12 protein-coding genes and 1 pseudogene are annotated in these 14113 nt (G+C 63.4%); 3 read left to right on the top strand and 10 right to left on the bottom strand.

Translation table 11 applies throughout. The features are described 5' to 3' along the window. Positions 1 to 123: 123 nt before the first annotated feature. From AF337_RS26745 to AF337_RS26780, 8 genes and pseudogenes are all read right to left on the bottom strand, one after another. Positions 124 to 333 (bottom strand): cold-shock protein, encoded by a 210-nt coding sequence (locus AF337_RS26745; RefSeq protein WP_003546468.1) that lies wholly within the window; start codon positions 331 to 333, stop codon positions 124 to 126. 269 nt (positions 334 to 602) lie between these two features. After that, positions 603 to 1337: a L,D-transpeptidase family protein gene (locus tag AF337_RS26750; protein ID WP_003569537.1), complete on the bottom strand. Its 735-nt coding sequence runs from the start codon at positions 1335 to 1337 to the stop codon at positions 603 to 605. A 174-nt stretch (positions 1338 to 1511) separates the two neighbouring features. Next, a complete protein-coding gene (locus tag AF337_RS26755; protein WP_049734500.1) occupies positions 1512 to 2318 on the bottom strand; it encodes a L,D-transpeptidase in 807 nt (268 codons plus the stop codon). 92 nt (positions 2319 to 2410) lie between these two features. Next, a pseudogene (locus tag AF337_RS26760) lies at positions 2411 to 2634 on the bottom strand (hypothetical protein). Positions 2635 to 2683: 49 nt separating this feature from the next. Beyond that, a complete protein-coding gene (locus tag AF337_RS26765) occupies positions 2684 to 3604 on the bottom strand; it encodes an alpha/beta hydrolase family protein (protein WP_049734501.1) in 921 nt (306 codons plus the stop codon). 119 nt (positions 3605 to 3723) lie between these two features. Then, positions 3724 to 5349 carry a cisplatin damage response ATP-dependent DNA ligase gene (locus AF337_RS26770; RefSeq protein ID WP_049734502.1) on the bottom strand — a complete coding sequence of 542 codons (1626 nt, stop codon included), beginning with the start codon at positions 5347 to 5349 and terminating at the stop codon, positions 3724 to 3726. Between the two features lie 201 nt (positions 5350 to 5550). Continuing rightward, the gene (locus AF337_RS26775) at positions 5551 to 6561 is read right to left on the bottom strand and encodes a ligase-associated DNA damage response exonuclease (RefSeq protein WP_049734503.1); all 1011 of its coding nucleotides are present in this window, start codon (positions 6559 to 6561) and stop codon (positions 5551 to 5553) included. Between the two features lie 46 nt (positions 6562 to 6607). After that, positions 6608 to 7414, bottom strand: a complete 807-nt coding sequence (locus AF337_RS26780; RefSeq protein ID WP_049734504.1) for an alpha/beta fold hydrolase — start codon at positions 7412 to 7414, stop codon at positions 6608 to 6610. Positions 7415 to 7530: 116 nt separating this feature from the next. Between AF337_RS26780 and AF337_RS26785 the strand changes: the two genes are divergently transcribed. After that, positions 7531 to 8502 carry a glycerophosphodiester phosphodiesterase family protein gene (locus AF337_RS26785; RefSeq protein ID WP_049734505.1) on the top strand — a complete coding sequence of 324 codons (972 nt, stop codon included), beginning with the start codon at positions 7531 to 7533 and terminating at the stop codon, positions 8500 to 8502. 3 nt (positions 8503 to 8505) lie between these two features. Here AF337_RS26785 and AF337_RS26790 read toward each other — a convergent pair whose 3' ends face one another. After that, positions 8506 to 10803, bottom strand: a complete 2298-nt coding sequence (locus AF337_RS26790) for a sensor domain-containing protein (protein WP_049734587.1) — start codon at positions 10801 to 10803, stop codon at positions 8506 to 8508. 246 nt (positions 10804 to 11049) lie between these two features. Between AF337_RS26790 and AF337_RS26795 the strand changes: the two genes are divergently transcribed. Next, the gene (locus AF337_RS26795) at positions 11050 to 12420 is read left to right on the top strand and encodes a TIGR03808 family TAT-translocated repetitive protein (protein WP_049734506.1); all 1371 of its coding nucleotides are present in this window, start codon (positions 11050 to 11052) and stop codon (positions 12418 to 12420) included. 100 nt (positions 12421 to 12520) lie between these two features. Next, positions 12521 to 13186 carry a glutathione S-transferase family protein gene (locus tag AF337_RS26800; RefSeq protein WP_049734507.1) on the top strand — a complete coding sequence of 222 codons (666 nt, stop codon included), beginning with the start codon at positions 12521 to 12523 and terminating at the stop codon, positions 13184 to 13186. Position 13187: 1 nt separating this feature from the next. Here the strand turns inward: AF337_RS26800 and AF337_RS26805 are convergent, their stop codons facing one another. Continuing rightward, the gene (locus tag AF337_RS26805; protein ID WP_049734508.1) at positions 13188 to 14084 is read right to left on the bottom strand and encodes a LysR substrate-binding domain-containing protein; all 897 of its coding nucleotides are present in this window, start codon (positions 14082 to 14084) and stop codon (positions 13188 to 13190) included. Positions 14085 to 14113 lie beyond the last annotated feature (29 nt).

Consider the following 14113-nt stretch of genomic DNA (forward strand, 5'->3'; position numbering starts at 1 on the left):
GCCGGGTTGGCACCCGACCTCTTCCAGTCACTCAGCCATTTCTCTGCCAATAGGTCAACTCGCTGCCAGTACATCCGTGGTCAGCGCGCTGCCAGCATCTGGTCAGCATAGGCGAATGACAAATCATGCGGCCTGAAGGTTGTCGGCCGAATTCTTGCCCGACTTCTTGTCGCGAACGAGATCGTAACGGATCTTCTGGCCTTCAACGAGTTCGCGCATGCCGGCGCGTTCGACCGCTGAAATATGGACAAAAACGTCCGTAGAACCATCATCGGGCTGAATGAAGCCGAAACCCTTGGTGCCATTGAACCACTTGACGACGCCTGAATTCATAACGATCTCCTTTTCAACCGTTTGTGTTTCGCTTGCGGAATGTCCGACAAGCCGTATCGATGTTGAGAGGATATCTGACGGAGCGCTTCAGCGCCTGGACAAAGGTCGCAAGCAATTCGATACGCACGATGTAGGTTATTTAGCGAATTAAGCAATGGTTTTTTGAAAATAAAACTTTCCAAGCGGTGGAAAGCGGAAGCTTTTACCCCTGAACGGCCGTCTGGATCAGGCAAGATCGGGCGACCGGATCTCGGCCGCCCGGATTGACATCACTGCCAGACGACGATCGGCGCCTTCGTCGGAACGCGATCGTAGAGATCGATGATATCCTGATTCATCAGCCGTACGCAGCCGGAGGAGACCGCCTTGCCGATCGAGCGCCAGTCGGGATTGCCGTGCAGGCGGTAGAGCGTGTCTTCGCCATTCGAGAAGATATAGAGCGCGCGGGCGCCGAGCGGGTTCTTCAGGCCCGGCTCCATGCCGCCGTTGTCGATCGAATATTTGACGAGTTCCGGCTGGCGGGCGACCATCTCGTTCGGCGGCTTCCAGCGCGGCCATTTCTGACGCCACTGAATGACGCCCGAGCCCTGCCAGGCGAAACCCTCGCGGCCGATGCCGACACCGTAGCGCATCGCCATGCCGTCACCCTGGACGAGATAGAGGAAACGCGACGGCGTATCGACGACGATGGTGCCGGGCGGCTGGCCGGTTGGGTCGAGAACGCGCTGGCGATAGTAGCGCGGGTCGATCTGCTCATAGGGAACGGCGGGGATGAGAAAGCCGCCATCCTCGACGGGGCCATACATGACGGCAAGCTCGGCCCCGCTCGGCACGCTCGATGCTCCCGGGGACTGGAACAGGCGCATCGGCGAACGGTAGATGATCGTCGTATCGCCCGAAGTGACCGTATTGGCCGAAGAGGCGCAACCGGTGAGCGCGGAGGCTGCGGTCAATGCCGAAAAGGAAAGAAAGCTGCGGCGGGAAAGATGTCTATCGAAGCTCATGACGCGGGACTGATTTCCTCTGATGCGGGAGCCGGACGAAACCGCGCGTGAACGGCGATTCGCCCGATGCCGAGAACAACATCAGAAGATCTATCGGCTTGCGCCAAATAAACCATAGCTTCACGCAGACGTGTCCGGCCTCGATCGGACGATATCAGCGGCGCTGTTGCAGCGCTACATCACAACGATCTCCGCCTTGGCGGGAAGCCGGTCATAGAGATCGACGACGTCCTGGTTCAGCATGCGCACGCAGCCCGACGAGGTGGCCTTGCCGATCGACTGCCAGTCGGGGGTGCCGTGGATGCGATAGAGCGTATCCTGCCCGTCCTTGAAGATATACATGGCGCGGGCGCCGAGCGGGTTCTGCAGCCCCGGATTCATGCCGCCGTTTTCGGCCGAAAAGGCGCGAACATCGGGCTGGCGCGAGACCATTTCGACCGGCGGTGTCCAGCGCGGCCATTTCTGCTTCCACTGGATGACGCCGCGGCCCGACCAGGCGTAACCCTCGCGGCCGAGGCCGACGCCGTAACGCATCGCCTTGCCGTTAGCCTCGACGAAATAGAGGAAATGCGCCTTGGTATCGACGATGACAGTACCGGGGCGCTCGGTCGTCTGGTAATCGACTTCCTGGCGCAGGAACTGCGGCTGCACCCGGCTGACCGGGATCGCCGGCAGGGTGAAATCCTCATCGCGCAGCGCGCCATACATCGCCATGTGCACCGGATTGCTGACCGGCAGGCCGTAGGTCTGGTGGAACTGGGTCTGGTAGAGCTCGCGCGTCTGCGGCACCGGCTGATCGGGAATCGGGCGCACCCGGCGCGGATCGACGCCCGGCGGCTGATAAAAGACCGGCGAGGTTTCCTGGACGAAACGGGCGGGCGAATCGGCGGCGACATCGGGAATGAGGATATTGCAGCCGCTCAGCGACGCGACTGCAGTCACGAGCCCGGCAAGCGGGAAGACCCGGCGCAGAATATTCATGGAACCACCCTTATCAACGATCGGCGAGACAGCGAGATCTGGCGCGACGATGGCATGCGCGGCTGGCGCGAGGCTGGTGTTGAGGCGGAAAATCAGGAGACGAGCAGAACACCGTTGCCATAGGCGGCAGCGAGATCGGGATCAGTCGCATCTCCCGCTCAGTCAGTTTGCCTGTATCGACGAAACGCCAGTTGCGTTCATACAACGCGAAGGCCTCGCGGGCAGGCATCGCGCGCAAGGGATCCCGATTCCAGACGAGCGATTTCAGCTCGGGGAAGTCGTTCGGCACGATCACGGTCTCTGCGTTCGTCGTCATGCCAGAAATATAGGCCTAATTGGTCTGCATCTGACGCGACGGCGAAAAATCAGGCCGCCACCCCATGGAAGAAGCGGATGCTCTGTTCGATCTCGGCCGGCAGCGCCGAGGTGTGGTTGCCGGCGACGGTTTCGGTCTCGATATGGATGCCGGCGGCGCGGGCGCGGCGGGCGAGCAGATCGGCCCGGTCGTTGAAATGGACCTCTTCCGTGCCGTGGACGACACGGACGGGACATTTGAAGCTTTCGGCGTAACAGAGCGCCGAACGCACCTCGAACTCATGCGCATTGCTGTCGTCGAAGCGGATATCCTGGGGATAGCGGTCGAAGAAGCGGAAGGCATTGGGATTGCCGGAAATCGGCGCGGCGGCGCGGAATTTATGCGTGCTCATCGCCGTCAGCATGGTCAGCGTGCCGCCGATGCTGTGGCCGGCGATGAACAGGCGTCCGGAATCGACCCCCGGCAGATGCGCCATGCGCTCGGCGGCGGCGAGAACGTCGTCGACCTCATCGTAGAAGCCGGAGAAATTGCCCATCTGGCCGTTTTCGCCGCGCAGTGACGGCATCATCACGACATAGCCGGCATCCATATAGGGCTTCATCAACTCCCAGTGGCCGATGCCCATGGCGTTGCCGCCGTGCAGAAAGAGCACGGCCGGCTTGGCGGTGCGCTCGCGCTTGTACTTCGACACCCAGGCGGCCAGTTCGAGTTCGCCGTAGCCGGAGCGGTAAAAGATCTTCTCGGCGTCGGCAGGCGCGCTCAGCGGTTCGTATTTGTCTGGCGCCGGCCCCTTCTGCAACAGCTTCGTGCGGAAATGGCTGCGCACCTTGGCGTAATCATGCTTGGCAAGGCGCGGCTCGTCCGGGACATCGAAAGCGGCCGCCATGCGCGGCAGGACGAGCGCACCGGCAAGCCCCGCCAGCACGGCGCGGCGTTGGCGGAAAAAGGAATTTCGTTCATGCGAGCTCATAACGCAGCACCCAAATCATTTTCCCGGCACACAAGATTTGCACCGGAAGATCGTTGCCGCCAATACACATCCTGTTGAAATTTTGGGACTGCGTCATTGTTGCGCAGGGCGATCGGAGATTATTCCGGCTTGGCGTCGATCATGGCGATCAGCGTGCGCAGCCGGTCGGCCTCGTAAGGCGGCTTATCGGGGCGAAGGCGGGCGATGCGGGGGAAGCGCATGGCGACACCCGATTTGTGCCGCGTCGAGCGGTTGATGCCCTCGAAGGCCACCTCGACGACGAAGCCGAAATCCTTGTCGGCGCGCACGGCGCGCACCGGCCCGAAGCGCTCGGTGGTGTTGTTGCGCACAAATTTGTCCAGCACTTCGAGCTCGGCATCGGTGAAACCGAAATAGGCCTTGCCGACGGGCACCAGCTGTTCGCCATCCTCGTCGTCGGCCCAGACGCCGAAGGTGAAATCGGAATAGTAGCTCGAGCGCTTGCCATGGCCGCGCTGGGCATACATCAGCACCGCATCGACATTATAGGGATTGCGCTTCCACTTGAACCAGGGACCCTTCATCCGGCCGGCCTGGTAGATGCTGTCGCGGCGTTTGATCATCACGCCCTCGATGACCGGATCCGGCGGGGCGGCGCGGAGGCGGTCGAGCTCGTCCCAGGACGAGAAAGGCACCAGCGGCGAGAGGTCGAAACGGTCGTGGGGGGCGCGATCGATGATTTCGGTCAGACGGTCGCGGCGGTCGGTATAGCTCCGGCCGCGCACATCCTCGTCATCGTCGAAGAGCAGGTCATAGGTGCGGATGAAGGCCGGATAGTCGGCCAGCATCTTCGGCGTCACCGTCTTGCGATTGAGGCGCTGCTGCAGGTCGGAGAAGGTGCGGGTCGGGCTGTTGGAGCGGGCGGTGCCGCCGACCAGCAGCTCGCCGTCGACGACGCCGGAAAAACTGATGGCGTCGAGAATATCGGGAAAAGCGCCTGAAATGTCGTCGCCGGAGCGCGAATAGATCTTGCGCCGGTCGCCGGAACGGGAGAGCTGGACACGGATGCCGTCCCATTTCCATTCGGCGGCGTAGTCGGCGGGATCGAGACCGCTCAAGTCCCCCTCCTCCACCGCGTTGGCGAGCATGACGGAATGGAAGATCGCCGGTGTCGCCAGCACCGGTTTTTCGCCACCGTCCGCCAGCCATTCGAACAGCGTCTCATAGGGCGGCTGCAGCCCGTGCCAGAGGGTTTCGATTTCGGTGACGTCCTTGTCGCCGAGATCGGCCAGCGCCTGTTTGGCCAGACGGGCCGAAACGCCGATGCGCATGGCGCCGGTCGCCAGCTTGATGAAGGCGAACCGGCCGGACGAATCCAGCCGGTCGAGCAGGTCGCGGACGAAGCTGCGCACTTCGGTGCGGCCGAGCGCATTCATGCCGGCGACGACCTCGCCGAGCCGCGGCTGGGAAAGGGCGGAGCGGTCGATATCGCGCTCATTGTCCCAGACGAGCGAGATGGTTTCGGCGAGATCGCCGACATAGTCGTAGGAATAGCGGAACAGCACCTCGTCCATGCGCTCCAGCACCAGCTCGCGCAGCATGGCGGGCTTGACGTTGCGCACCTCCAGCGTGCCGGCGATGGCGGCAAGGCCATAACCGCGGTCGGGATCGGGCGTATCGCGGAAATAATCGGTCAGCAGCTTGAGTTTGCCGTTGCGGCTGGGGGTGAGGACGAGGCGATCGAGGAGGTCGGCGAAGGCTTTCATGAGAGCCGCCTCATTCCGGGGAAAGACCCCTCCCCAACCCCTCCCCACAGGTGGGAGGGGCTAACCCGCGGCACTGCGCTGCCCTCTTTCGACCTCAGCGTTCCCGGCAGTGATTTTGTGGTGGGACGGGTCGACAAGTTAAGCCCCTCCCCCTTGTGGGGAGGGGTTGGGAAGGGATTTTCAGGCAGCACACGGCTCATCTCAATCCGCCTCATCTTCATAGCCCACCAGATGCAGCGGCTTGGCCTTGATGCCCTGCAGCTGGCACCAGCGCACCAGCGCCTCCTCGCGGCCATGGGTCACCCAGACTTCGGCCGGGTGCAGTTGCCGGATGGTTTCCGTCAGTTCCGGCCAATCGCAATGATCGGAGATAACGAGCGGCAGTTCGACGCCGTGCTGTTTGGCGCGCTGGCGCACCATCATCCAGCCGGAGGCGAAGGCCGGCAGCGGCTCGTTGAAGCGGCGGGCCCAGCGGTCGGCGAAGGCCGAGGACGGACCGATGACGACGGCACCTTTGAAGGTGGATTTGTCGCGGCTCTCGATCGTCGCCGGCAGCAGCTCGCCGAGATCGATGCCCTCACCGACATAATAGTCGCAGAGCCTTTCCATGGCTCCATGAATGTAGATCGGCTCGGTGTAACCGGCATCGCGCAGCAGCCTGATGACGCGCTGGGCCTTTCCCAGCGCATAGGCGCCGACCAGATGGGTTCGCTCGGGAAACTGCCGGAGCGAGGCCAGCAGCTTGGCCGTCTCGTCCATCGGATCGGGATGATGGAAGACCGGTAGGCCGAAGGTCGCCTCGGTGATGAAGACATCGCAGGGAACCGGCACATAGGCGGCGCAGGTCGGGTCGGGGCGGCGCTTGTAGTCGCCGGAGACGACGATGCGGGTACCGTTCTTTTCGATGGCGATCTGGGCCGAGCCGAGCACATGGCCGGCCGGATGAAAGCTCACCTTGACGCCGTTGACCAGCAGCTCCTCGCCGAAACCGGTACTCTGCTCGCTGGCGCAGAAGCCCTCGCCGTAACGCAGGCGCATGATGTCGAGGGTCTGGCGGGTGGCGAGCACGTTCACATGGCCCGGCCGGGCGTGATCGGAATGACCGTGGGTGACGAGCGCCCGTTCCACCGGCCGCACAGGATCGACATAGAAGCCGCCTTCCGGGCAATAGAGCCCTTCCGGGGCGGGATAAAGCAGTGCATCAGGTCTCATACAGCAAGAGATAGCGGCAAATGGGCGCGAGGCCAGAGGGAGCCATTCAAGACGGGAGCCCGTCGAGGAAGGACAACACTGCGGCGTTGAACTCGACCGGCCGCTGCAGCGGCGCAAAATGGCTGACGCCCTTGAGAGTGATCATCCGAGCGTCCGGAATGCTGCGGGCGAGATATTCGGCATGTTCCGGTTTGATGAACTCGTCATGTTCGCCGAGCACGATCGCAACCGGCACGCGGATGCGGCCGAGATCTTCGGCCCGATAATTCGGCTCCGTCCGCATCATCAGGCTGACCGCCTCGACGAAGCCATTGAAATCGTCCGGCGTGGCGGACAATGCCGCATAATCCTTGGCGTGGCGACTGAAGCATCGGTCGACGACCGGGGTCGCAACGAATTCCAGCGTGCCGCTCGGATCCATGTTGCAGGCGAAGAAGAAGACGCCCGCGACACGTGACGGCGCCGTCGCGGCGAGAATCAGCGCGATGCAGGCGCCATCGCTCCAGCCGACAAAGGCCGCTTTCTCAAGAGAGAGCTCGTCCATGACATCAAGCACGTCTGCAGCCATCAGCTCATAGGTATAGGGACGTGCATCGCGGCTGCTGCGGCCATGGCCGCGGCTGTCGATCAGCACGACGCGGCGGCCGCTTTGGAGCAGCGCCGGGACCTGATAGCCCCAGTTGCCGCTATGGCCGAGGCCGCCATGCAGCAGGATGACGGCAGGCCCGGCGCCGTAGCTCGCATACCAGATGCGGGCGCCGGCGCGTCCGACATGACCTTCGACAGAAGCCGGTGGCAAGGGCGCGGCGCCATGGGCTTCGAAACGGATGAGTTCGTCGTCCTGTTGTTCCATTGTGATGCCAATCCTCTCCTGAGATAACCGCGCATAGAAAAGCCGGAAAACAGCCCAAGAACAACCAGAATCGCTTTCTAGCTGTTGTCTTCTTCGATGCAATCAGGGGGAGCAATATGGGCAGGAAGCTTTTCTATGGCGCGGTCGCGGTCGCGCTCGCCGCGGCCGGCATCTATCTCAACAATAGCAGCCTGCTTGCCGCGCATCGGCCGGGAAAGCCGGTGCTGCTCGCCCATCGCGGCATCGCCCAGCGGTTCGACGAGACCGATCTGAAGAACGACACCTGCACGGCGAGCCGCATGCTGCCGCCGAAACATGATTACCTCGAGAATACCATCCGTTCGATGCAGGCCGGCTTTGCGGCCGGCGCCGATATTGTCGAGATCGACGTGCATCCGACCACGGACGGCGCATTCGCGGTCTTTCACGACTGGACGCTCGACTGCCGCACCGACGGCCACGGCGTCACCCGCGAGCATTCGATGGCGGAAATGCGAAAGCTCGACATCGGCTACGGCTATACCGCCGATGGCGGCAAGACCTTTCCCTTCCGCGGCCGCGGCATCGGCATGATGCCGACGCTGGCGCAAGTCCTTTCGACCTTTCCGGATCGGCGCTTCCTGATCAACGTCAAGAGCCGCGATCCTTCCGAGGGCGAAAAGCTCGCCGCCGTGCTCAACGGGCTTCCCACCGAGCGGCGGGCAGAGATCATCGTCTATGGCGGCGACGAGCCGATCGATGTCCTGCGCCGGCTGGTGCCCGAGATCAAGACCGCCTCGCGCAAGAGCCTGAAGAGCTGCCTCTTCGGCTACATCGGCTATGGCTGGACCGGAGTGCTGCCGGATGCCTGCAAACACGCGATGATGCTGGTGCCGATCAACATCGCGCCATGGCTCTGGGGCTGGCCGGACCGTTTCCTCAACCGGATGCACGATGCCGGAACCGAGGTCTTCGTGCTCGGCCCCTATCGCGGCGGCGATTTTTCGACCGGCATCGACGACGCCGCGCACTTGGCGCGGCTGCCGGAGAACTATGCGGCGGGTATATGGACGAACGAGATCGAGGCGATCGGCAAACATTTCAGGTAAAGCTCAGAGATCCCGCGCCCGTAGCAATGCCGGGATTTCCCCTGGGGAAACCGGCTTGGAGAAACGGTAGCCCTGCGCCTCCTCGCAGCGCGCGTGACGCAGGAAATCCATCTGGGCGTCGGTTTCCACACCTTCAGCGAGAACCGAAAGCTTGAGCGTCTGCGCCAGCGAAATCACCGCCGAGGCGATGGCGACGGCGGTTTTGTCGCCCGGCAGGGCCTCGACCAGCGAACGGTCCATCTTCAGCCGATCGAAGGGGAAGGTCTTCAGCGCCGCGAGACTGGAATAGCCGGAGCCGAAATCGTCGATCGACAGGCGCACACCGAGCGCCCGCAGCGATTCCATCATGGCGAGCGCACGTTCGGCATCCTGCATCACCACGCTTTCGGTGACTTCCAGCTCCAGCCAGCGCGACTGCAGGCGATGGCGCTCCAGCGCCTCGGCGACATGACTTGCGAAATCCGGATCGGCGAACTGCTTGGCCGAGACGTTGACGGCGATGGTCAGCGGCGCCAAGCCCATATCCTGCCAGTGGCGCGCCTGGCGGCAGGCCTCGTTCAGCACCCAGAGACCGAGGGGAACGATCAGGCCGGTCTCTTCGGCGAGCGGGATGAAATTGACCGGCGGCACCCTGCCCTTGGCCGGATGGTTCCAGCGCACCAGCGCCTCGATGCCGGTGATGCGGCCGGTGGCGACATCGACCTGCGGCTGGTATTGCAGGAGCAGCTGGTCGCCGGTGATCGCCTGGTGCAGTTCCTCCTGCTCGCCGATCGGCATTCCCACCGGCGTGCCGCCGCCATCGTGATGCTGCAAGGTGTTACGGCCGAGTTCCTTGGCGCGGTACATGGCGCGGTCGGCATTGGCGAGAAGCTCTTCCGAGGTCGCGCCGTCGAAGGGGAAGGCGGCGACGCCGATGCTCGAAGTGACGGTGATCTCGCCGCCATCGAAGGGGATCGGCCTGTTGATCGCCTTCTGCAGCTCGCGCAGGCGACGCGTGATGCCGGCATCGTGGCTCGACTGATGAACGAGCACCACGAGGAATTCGTCGCCGCCGAGACGCACCACCATATCGGATGCCCTGACACTGTTGGCCATACGGGCCGCGGTTTCCTTCAGCACTTCGTCGCCGGCGGCGTGGCCGCGGCCGTCGTTGATGTCCTTGAAATTATCGAGATCGATATAGGCGACGGTGACCTTGCGGGTGTTGCGCCGGGCCTGGTCGAGGATATTGGCCAGCCGCTCCTTGAGGAAGGCGCGGTTCGGCAGGCCGGTCAAATCATCATGATGGGCCATGAAATGGATGCGGTCATCGACACGCTTGCGCTCGATGGCAATGCCGGCAATGTGGGTGGCGAGCGCCACCAGCTTCATCTCGTGCTCCGTCGGACGGCGGACTTCCCTGGAATAGAGGGCGAAGGTGCCGAGCACATTGTTCTGCGAGGTGGCGATCGGCGTCGACCAGCAGGAGCGGAAACCAAAGGGCGCGACCAGCGCGCGAAAATCCTCCCAGAGCGGATCGCTCATCACATCCTCGACGATCACGGTCTGGCCGCGCCAGGCGGCGGTGCCGCAGGAGCCGACCTTGGGACCGATGGTGACGCCGTCGATCAGGCGGCTATAGCCGCCGGGCAGATTGGGGGCGGCGCCGTGATAGAGCCTGGTACCCTCGCCGTTCAGCAGCAGCACCGATCCGTCGATGCCGGTCAGTTGCGCCTCGATCATCAGCACCAGCGCCTCGAGGATCATCGGCAGCGGCTCGTTGCGGGCGATCATTTCCAGCAGGTTCGCCTGCTCGCGGTGGAGATCCTCCTGGCGCTTGCGTTCGGTGATATCGCGGGAAACGCCGATCAGGCCGACAATCTCGCCGCGATCGTTGCGCAGCGGGATCTTCGAGGTCAGCCGGCATATCGGCCTTTTGCCGCCGGGCAGGACGTAACTTTCCTCCATGTCGATGCAGGCTTGCCCCGTCGCCATGATCTGCTGCTCGATATCGAAATGGCGCCGTGCCGTCTCGAAATCGAACAGGTCGAAATCACGCTTGCCGGTGATCAGGTCGGCGCTCTCCAGGCCGAGGCTGCTGGCGGTGACGGCGTTGGCGAAGACGAAGCGGCTGTCGCGATCCTTGACGTAGAGGAAATCCGGAAGCTCGTGGACGATCGCCTTCAGGCGCAGGTTCTCGATGCCGTCGGAAAGATGATGGGCGGTCGAGGCCATCATCGCTTCCGTCGCAGCGACGATGCGCCGCGTTTCGGCCGACAGGGCATCGGTCGATTCCCATCGCCTGGCACTCGGTTCCTGCATGCCGCCATTCTCCCCGGCGGGCCGAAGGTCCGCATCCCGCATAATCACCCCGTAAATTTCCCTCTAAAGTAGTCCCCATTCCCTTCGGCTTGCTTAAATGAAAGGGTGAACAAGAGGACAAAATCCGCGGCGATATCCTGCCCTTATCAGAGGCCACAACCGCAATTTCGGTCGCCTGTGCCAGAAAGGGACAGGCCCGTCTGGCATGTTTCGTGCTACAGGCGCCTTATGACTGGAGAATCCGGAATGCCTTCACGCCGCGACATGCTGTTCTTTCTCGCCGCCGCGGCGGTTGCGGGAGGTACAGTGCCGCGCGCATCGGCCGCGACGCTTGCGGCCGCCGGACAGCCCGATCTGCGCGGCGCGATCGACGCGGTGGAATATCGCGCCATTCCCGAAAGCGGCGACCGCAAGACCCGCAACCTGCAGCAGATGGTCGAACAGGCGGCGGCCGAGAATGTGCCGGTCTTCCTGCCGCCCGGCACCTACCGGATCTCCAATCTCAACCTGCCCGACAATACGCGCCTTACCGGCGTGCCCGGCGCGTCGCGGATCGTCTATACCGGCGACGGCCATCTCTTTGCGGCCGAGAATGTGCGGCGCATCGAGCTTTCCAACCTCGTCATCGACGGCGGCAATCGCTGGCTCGGCGACTATGCCGGCGGACTCGTCCAATTTACCGGCGTCGACGAGGTGCTGATCGACAATTGCGAGATCGGCGGCAGCCGCAAACACGGGCTGCAGCTGGAACGCTGCGGCGGGCGGATCGAGCGCAGCCGCATTTCGGGGGCGGCCGAGGCCGGGCTTTATGCGGTCGATTCCGCCAATCTTTCGATCACCGGAAATACGATCGCCGATTGCGGCAATGGCGGCATCCTGGTGCACCGCTGGAACAAGGCGGAGGACGGCACGCTTGTCTCAGGCAACCGCATCTCCAACATCCGCGCCAATGACGGCGGCACCGGCCAGAACGGCAACGGCATCAACATCTTCCGAGCCGACGGCGTGATGGTGGTGAACAATCACATTTCCGACTGCGCCTTTACCGCGATCCGCGCCAATTCGGCGTCGGACATCCAGATCAGCAACAACCAGTGCCGGCGATCCGGCGAGACGGCGATCTATGTCGAATTCGCCTTCGAGGGCGCTGTCGTTTCCGCCAACATGATCGACGGGGCGGCGAACGGCATCTCGATCGCCAATTTCGACGAGGGCGGCAGGCTGGCAAGCGTCACCGGCAATGTCGTGCGCAATCTGACGCTGCGCGGTCCATACAAGCACGAGGTCGGCTTCGGCATCGGCATTGCGGCGGAGGCCGATACGCTGATCTCGGGCAATGTGATCGAGGGCGCGCCGCGCTGGGGCATGCAGATCGGCTGGGGTCCCTATCTGCGCAACGTCGTCGTCAGCGGCAATGTGGTGCGCAAGGCGCCGGTGGGATGCGCCGTCTCGGTCGCCGATGGCGCCGGCACCGCCATCATCACCGACAACGTCTTTCAGGATACCACGGAAGGTGCGGTTTTAGGCTTCCAATGGGAGAAGAAAGTGTCGGCCGAGATGGCTGGCGGCGGCACGTCCTACAAGCAGCTGACGGTCGAGCGAAACCGCGTCTCCTGAAGAGCATCAAAAGCTTTCATCATCTCATCAGCGGCAAGGACTTTCCCGCAGCCGCTGCGGCCTCTACCCTTCCGGACAGTAACATCGAGGGGACAAGGTCATGCTGACAATCTACGGAGTCTATCGATCGCGGGCGTCACGCGTCTACTGGATGGCGGAGGAGCTCGGGCTCGAATTCCGCTCGGTGCCGGTGCTGCAGGCAAGGCGGCTGGCGGAGCCCCTATCCGAGGACGCGCCGCTCAACACGCATTCGCCCGATTTCGCTGCCGTCAATCCGATGGCGCAGATCCCCAGCATCAAGGACGGCGAACTCGTCATGCACGAGTCGCTGGCGATCAATCTCTACCTGGCCCGCAAACATGGCGGGCCGCTGGCCGGACAAACCGTCGAAGAAGACGGATTGCTGACGATGTGGACCGTCTGGGCGGCCTCGCAGGTCGAGCCGCATTCGGTCAGGATCGTGCTGACCTATGATAACGGCCTCGAAAACAGCGAAGAGGGCAAGCAGACGATCGCCGCCGCCTGCCAGGCGCTGCGCCGGCCGCTGGCCGCTCTCGAGGCCCAGCTTGCCGGCCGGCAGTGGATCGTCGGCGACCGCTTCACCGTCGCCGATCTCAACATTGCCGAGGTGCTGCGCTACGCCCAGAGCGAGGAAGCGCTGTTCGATGCGCATCCCAACGTCAAGGCCTGGATCGGACGCTGCCAGTCCCGCGCCGCCTACAAGAGAATGCAGGAGACGCGCGGCAAGGAGCCGATCGAGATCTGAGTTACCGGAACAAGGTGAGCGTGCCGGCCATTTCCTCGCGGATCCAGGCCTTGAAATCCCTGACCTTCTTCGGCTCGCGCGTGCCTTCGGCGGTGACGAAATAATGGCCGAAGCCGGTGCGCGCCCGAATGCCGAAGGGGGCGGCCAGCCGGCCTTCGGCGAGCGCGAAGGCGGCAAGGGTCTGCCAGGCGAGCATGACGCCCTGGCCGGCGATCGCCGCATCGAGGCAAAGCGAGGCGTCGTTGAAGACGTGGCGGGTCGCAGGTGTCGCGCCTGACAGCCCCGCCTCGCGCATCCAGACCTCCCAGCCGAACATGGCGCGGCCGTCGACGACGGCGGGCAGCGTCAGAATATCGGCAGGCTCCTTCAACTGCGCCGCCATCTCGGGCGAGCAGACGGGAAAGACCTCCTGCTCCAAGAGCAGTTCGGCCTTCACGTCAGGCCATTTGCCGGCGCCGACGCGGATGCCGATATCGACGTCACAGATGGCGGGATTGACGAGATTGGTCGTTGCATCGAGCCGCAGCTTGATCTCGGGGTGGCGCTCGGCGAAACGGTCGAGCCGGCAGACGAGCCAGCGGGCGGCAAAAACCGGCGCCACCGAGATGGTCAGGATCGTATCGTCCTTACGCCCTGCGATCGACACCGCCGCAGAGAGGCGGGCGAACCCCTCGTCGAGCGCATGAAGCACCGGCCGGCTTGCTTCGGTCGGGATCATTCCGCGGGCGGTGCGCTCGAAGATTACCAGGCCAAGCTGCGCCTCGGCCTTGATCACCTGCTGGCTGACGGCGCCGACCGAGACGCCGAGCTCGTCGGCGGCGGCCTGCAGCGAGCCGAGACGACCGACGGCTTCGAGCGCCCTGAGGCCGTTGAGATGGACGGAATTCAGGTTCTTCATATAGTTTTTCTATAGCAGCGCCACACTAA

Source organism: Rhizobium ecuadorense (assembly GCF_001187535.1).
Classification (GTDB): domain Bacteria; phylum Pseudomonadota; class Alphaproteobacteria; order Rhizobiales; family Rhizobiaceae; genus Rhizobium; species Rhizobium ecuadorense.

Coding starts and splice junctions, on each gene's coding strand:
- AF337_RS26775 (WP_049734503.1), bottom strand. CDS start 6,561: ATGAGACCTGATGCACTGCTTTATCCCGCCCCGGAAGGGCTCTATTGC.
- AF337_RS26780 (WP_049734504.1), bottom strand. CDS start 7,414: ATGGAACAACAGGACGACGAACTCATCCGTTTCGAAGCCCATGGCGCC.
- AF337_RS26800 (WP_049734507.1), top strand. CDS start 12,521: ATGCTGACAATCTACGGAGTCTATCGATCGCGGGCGTCACGCGTCTAC.
- AF337_RS26785 (WP_049734505.1), top strand. CDS start 7,531: ATGGGCAGGAAGCTTTTCTATGGCGCGGTCGCGGTCGCGCTCGCCGCG.
- AF337_RS26795 (WP_049734506.1), top strand. CDS start 11,050: ATGCCTTCACGCCGCGACATGCTGTTCTTTCTCGCCGCCGCGGCGGTT.
- AF337_RS26755 (WP_049734500.1), bottom strand. CDS start 2,318: ATGAATATTCTGCGCCGGGTCTTCCCGCTTGCCGGGCTCGTGACTGCA.
- AF337_RS26790 (WP_049734587.1), bottom strand. CDS start 10,803: ATGCAGGAACCGAGTGCCAGGCGATGGGAATCGACCGATGCCCTGTCG.
- AF337_RS26770 (WP_049734502.1), bottom strand. CDS start 5,349: ATGAAAGCCTTCGCCGACCTCCTCGATCGCCTCGTCCTCACCCCCAGC.
- AF337_RS26805 (WP_049734508.1), bottom strand. CDS start 14,084: ATGAAGAACCTGAATTCCGTCCATCTCAACGGCCTCAGGGCGCTCGAA.
- AF337_RS26745 (WP_003546468.1), bottom strand. CDS start 333: ATGAATTCAGGCGTCGTCAAGTGGTTCAATGGCACCAAGGGTTTCGGC.
- AF337_RS26765 (WP_049734501.1), bottom strand. CDS start 3,604: ATGAGCTCGCATGAACGAAATTCCTTTTTCCGCCAACGCCGCGCCGTG.
- AF337_RS26750 (WP_003569537.1), bottom strand. CDS start 1,337: ATGAGCTTCGATAGACATCTTTCCCGCCGCAGCTTTCTTTCCTTTTCG.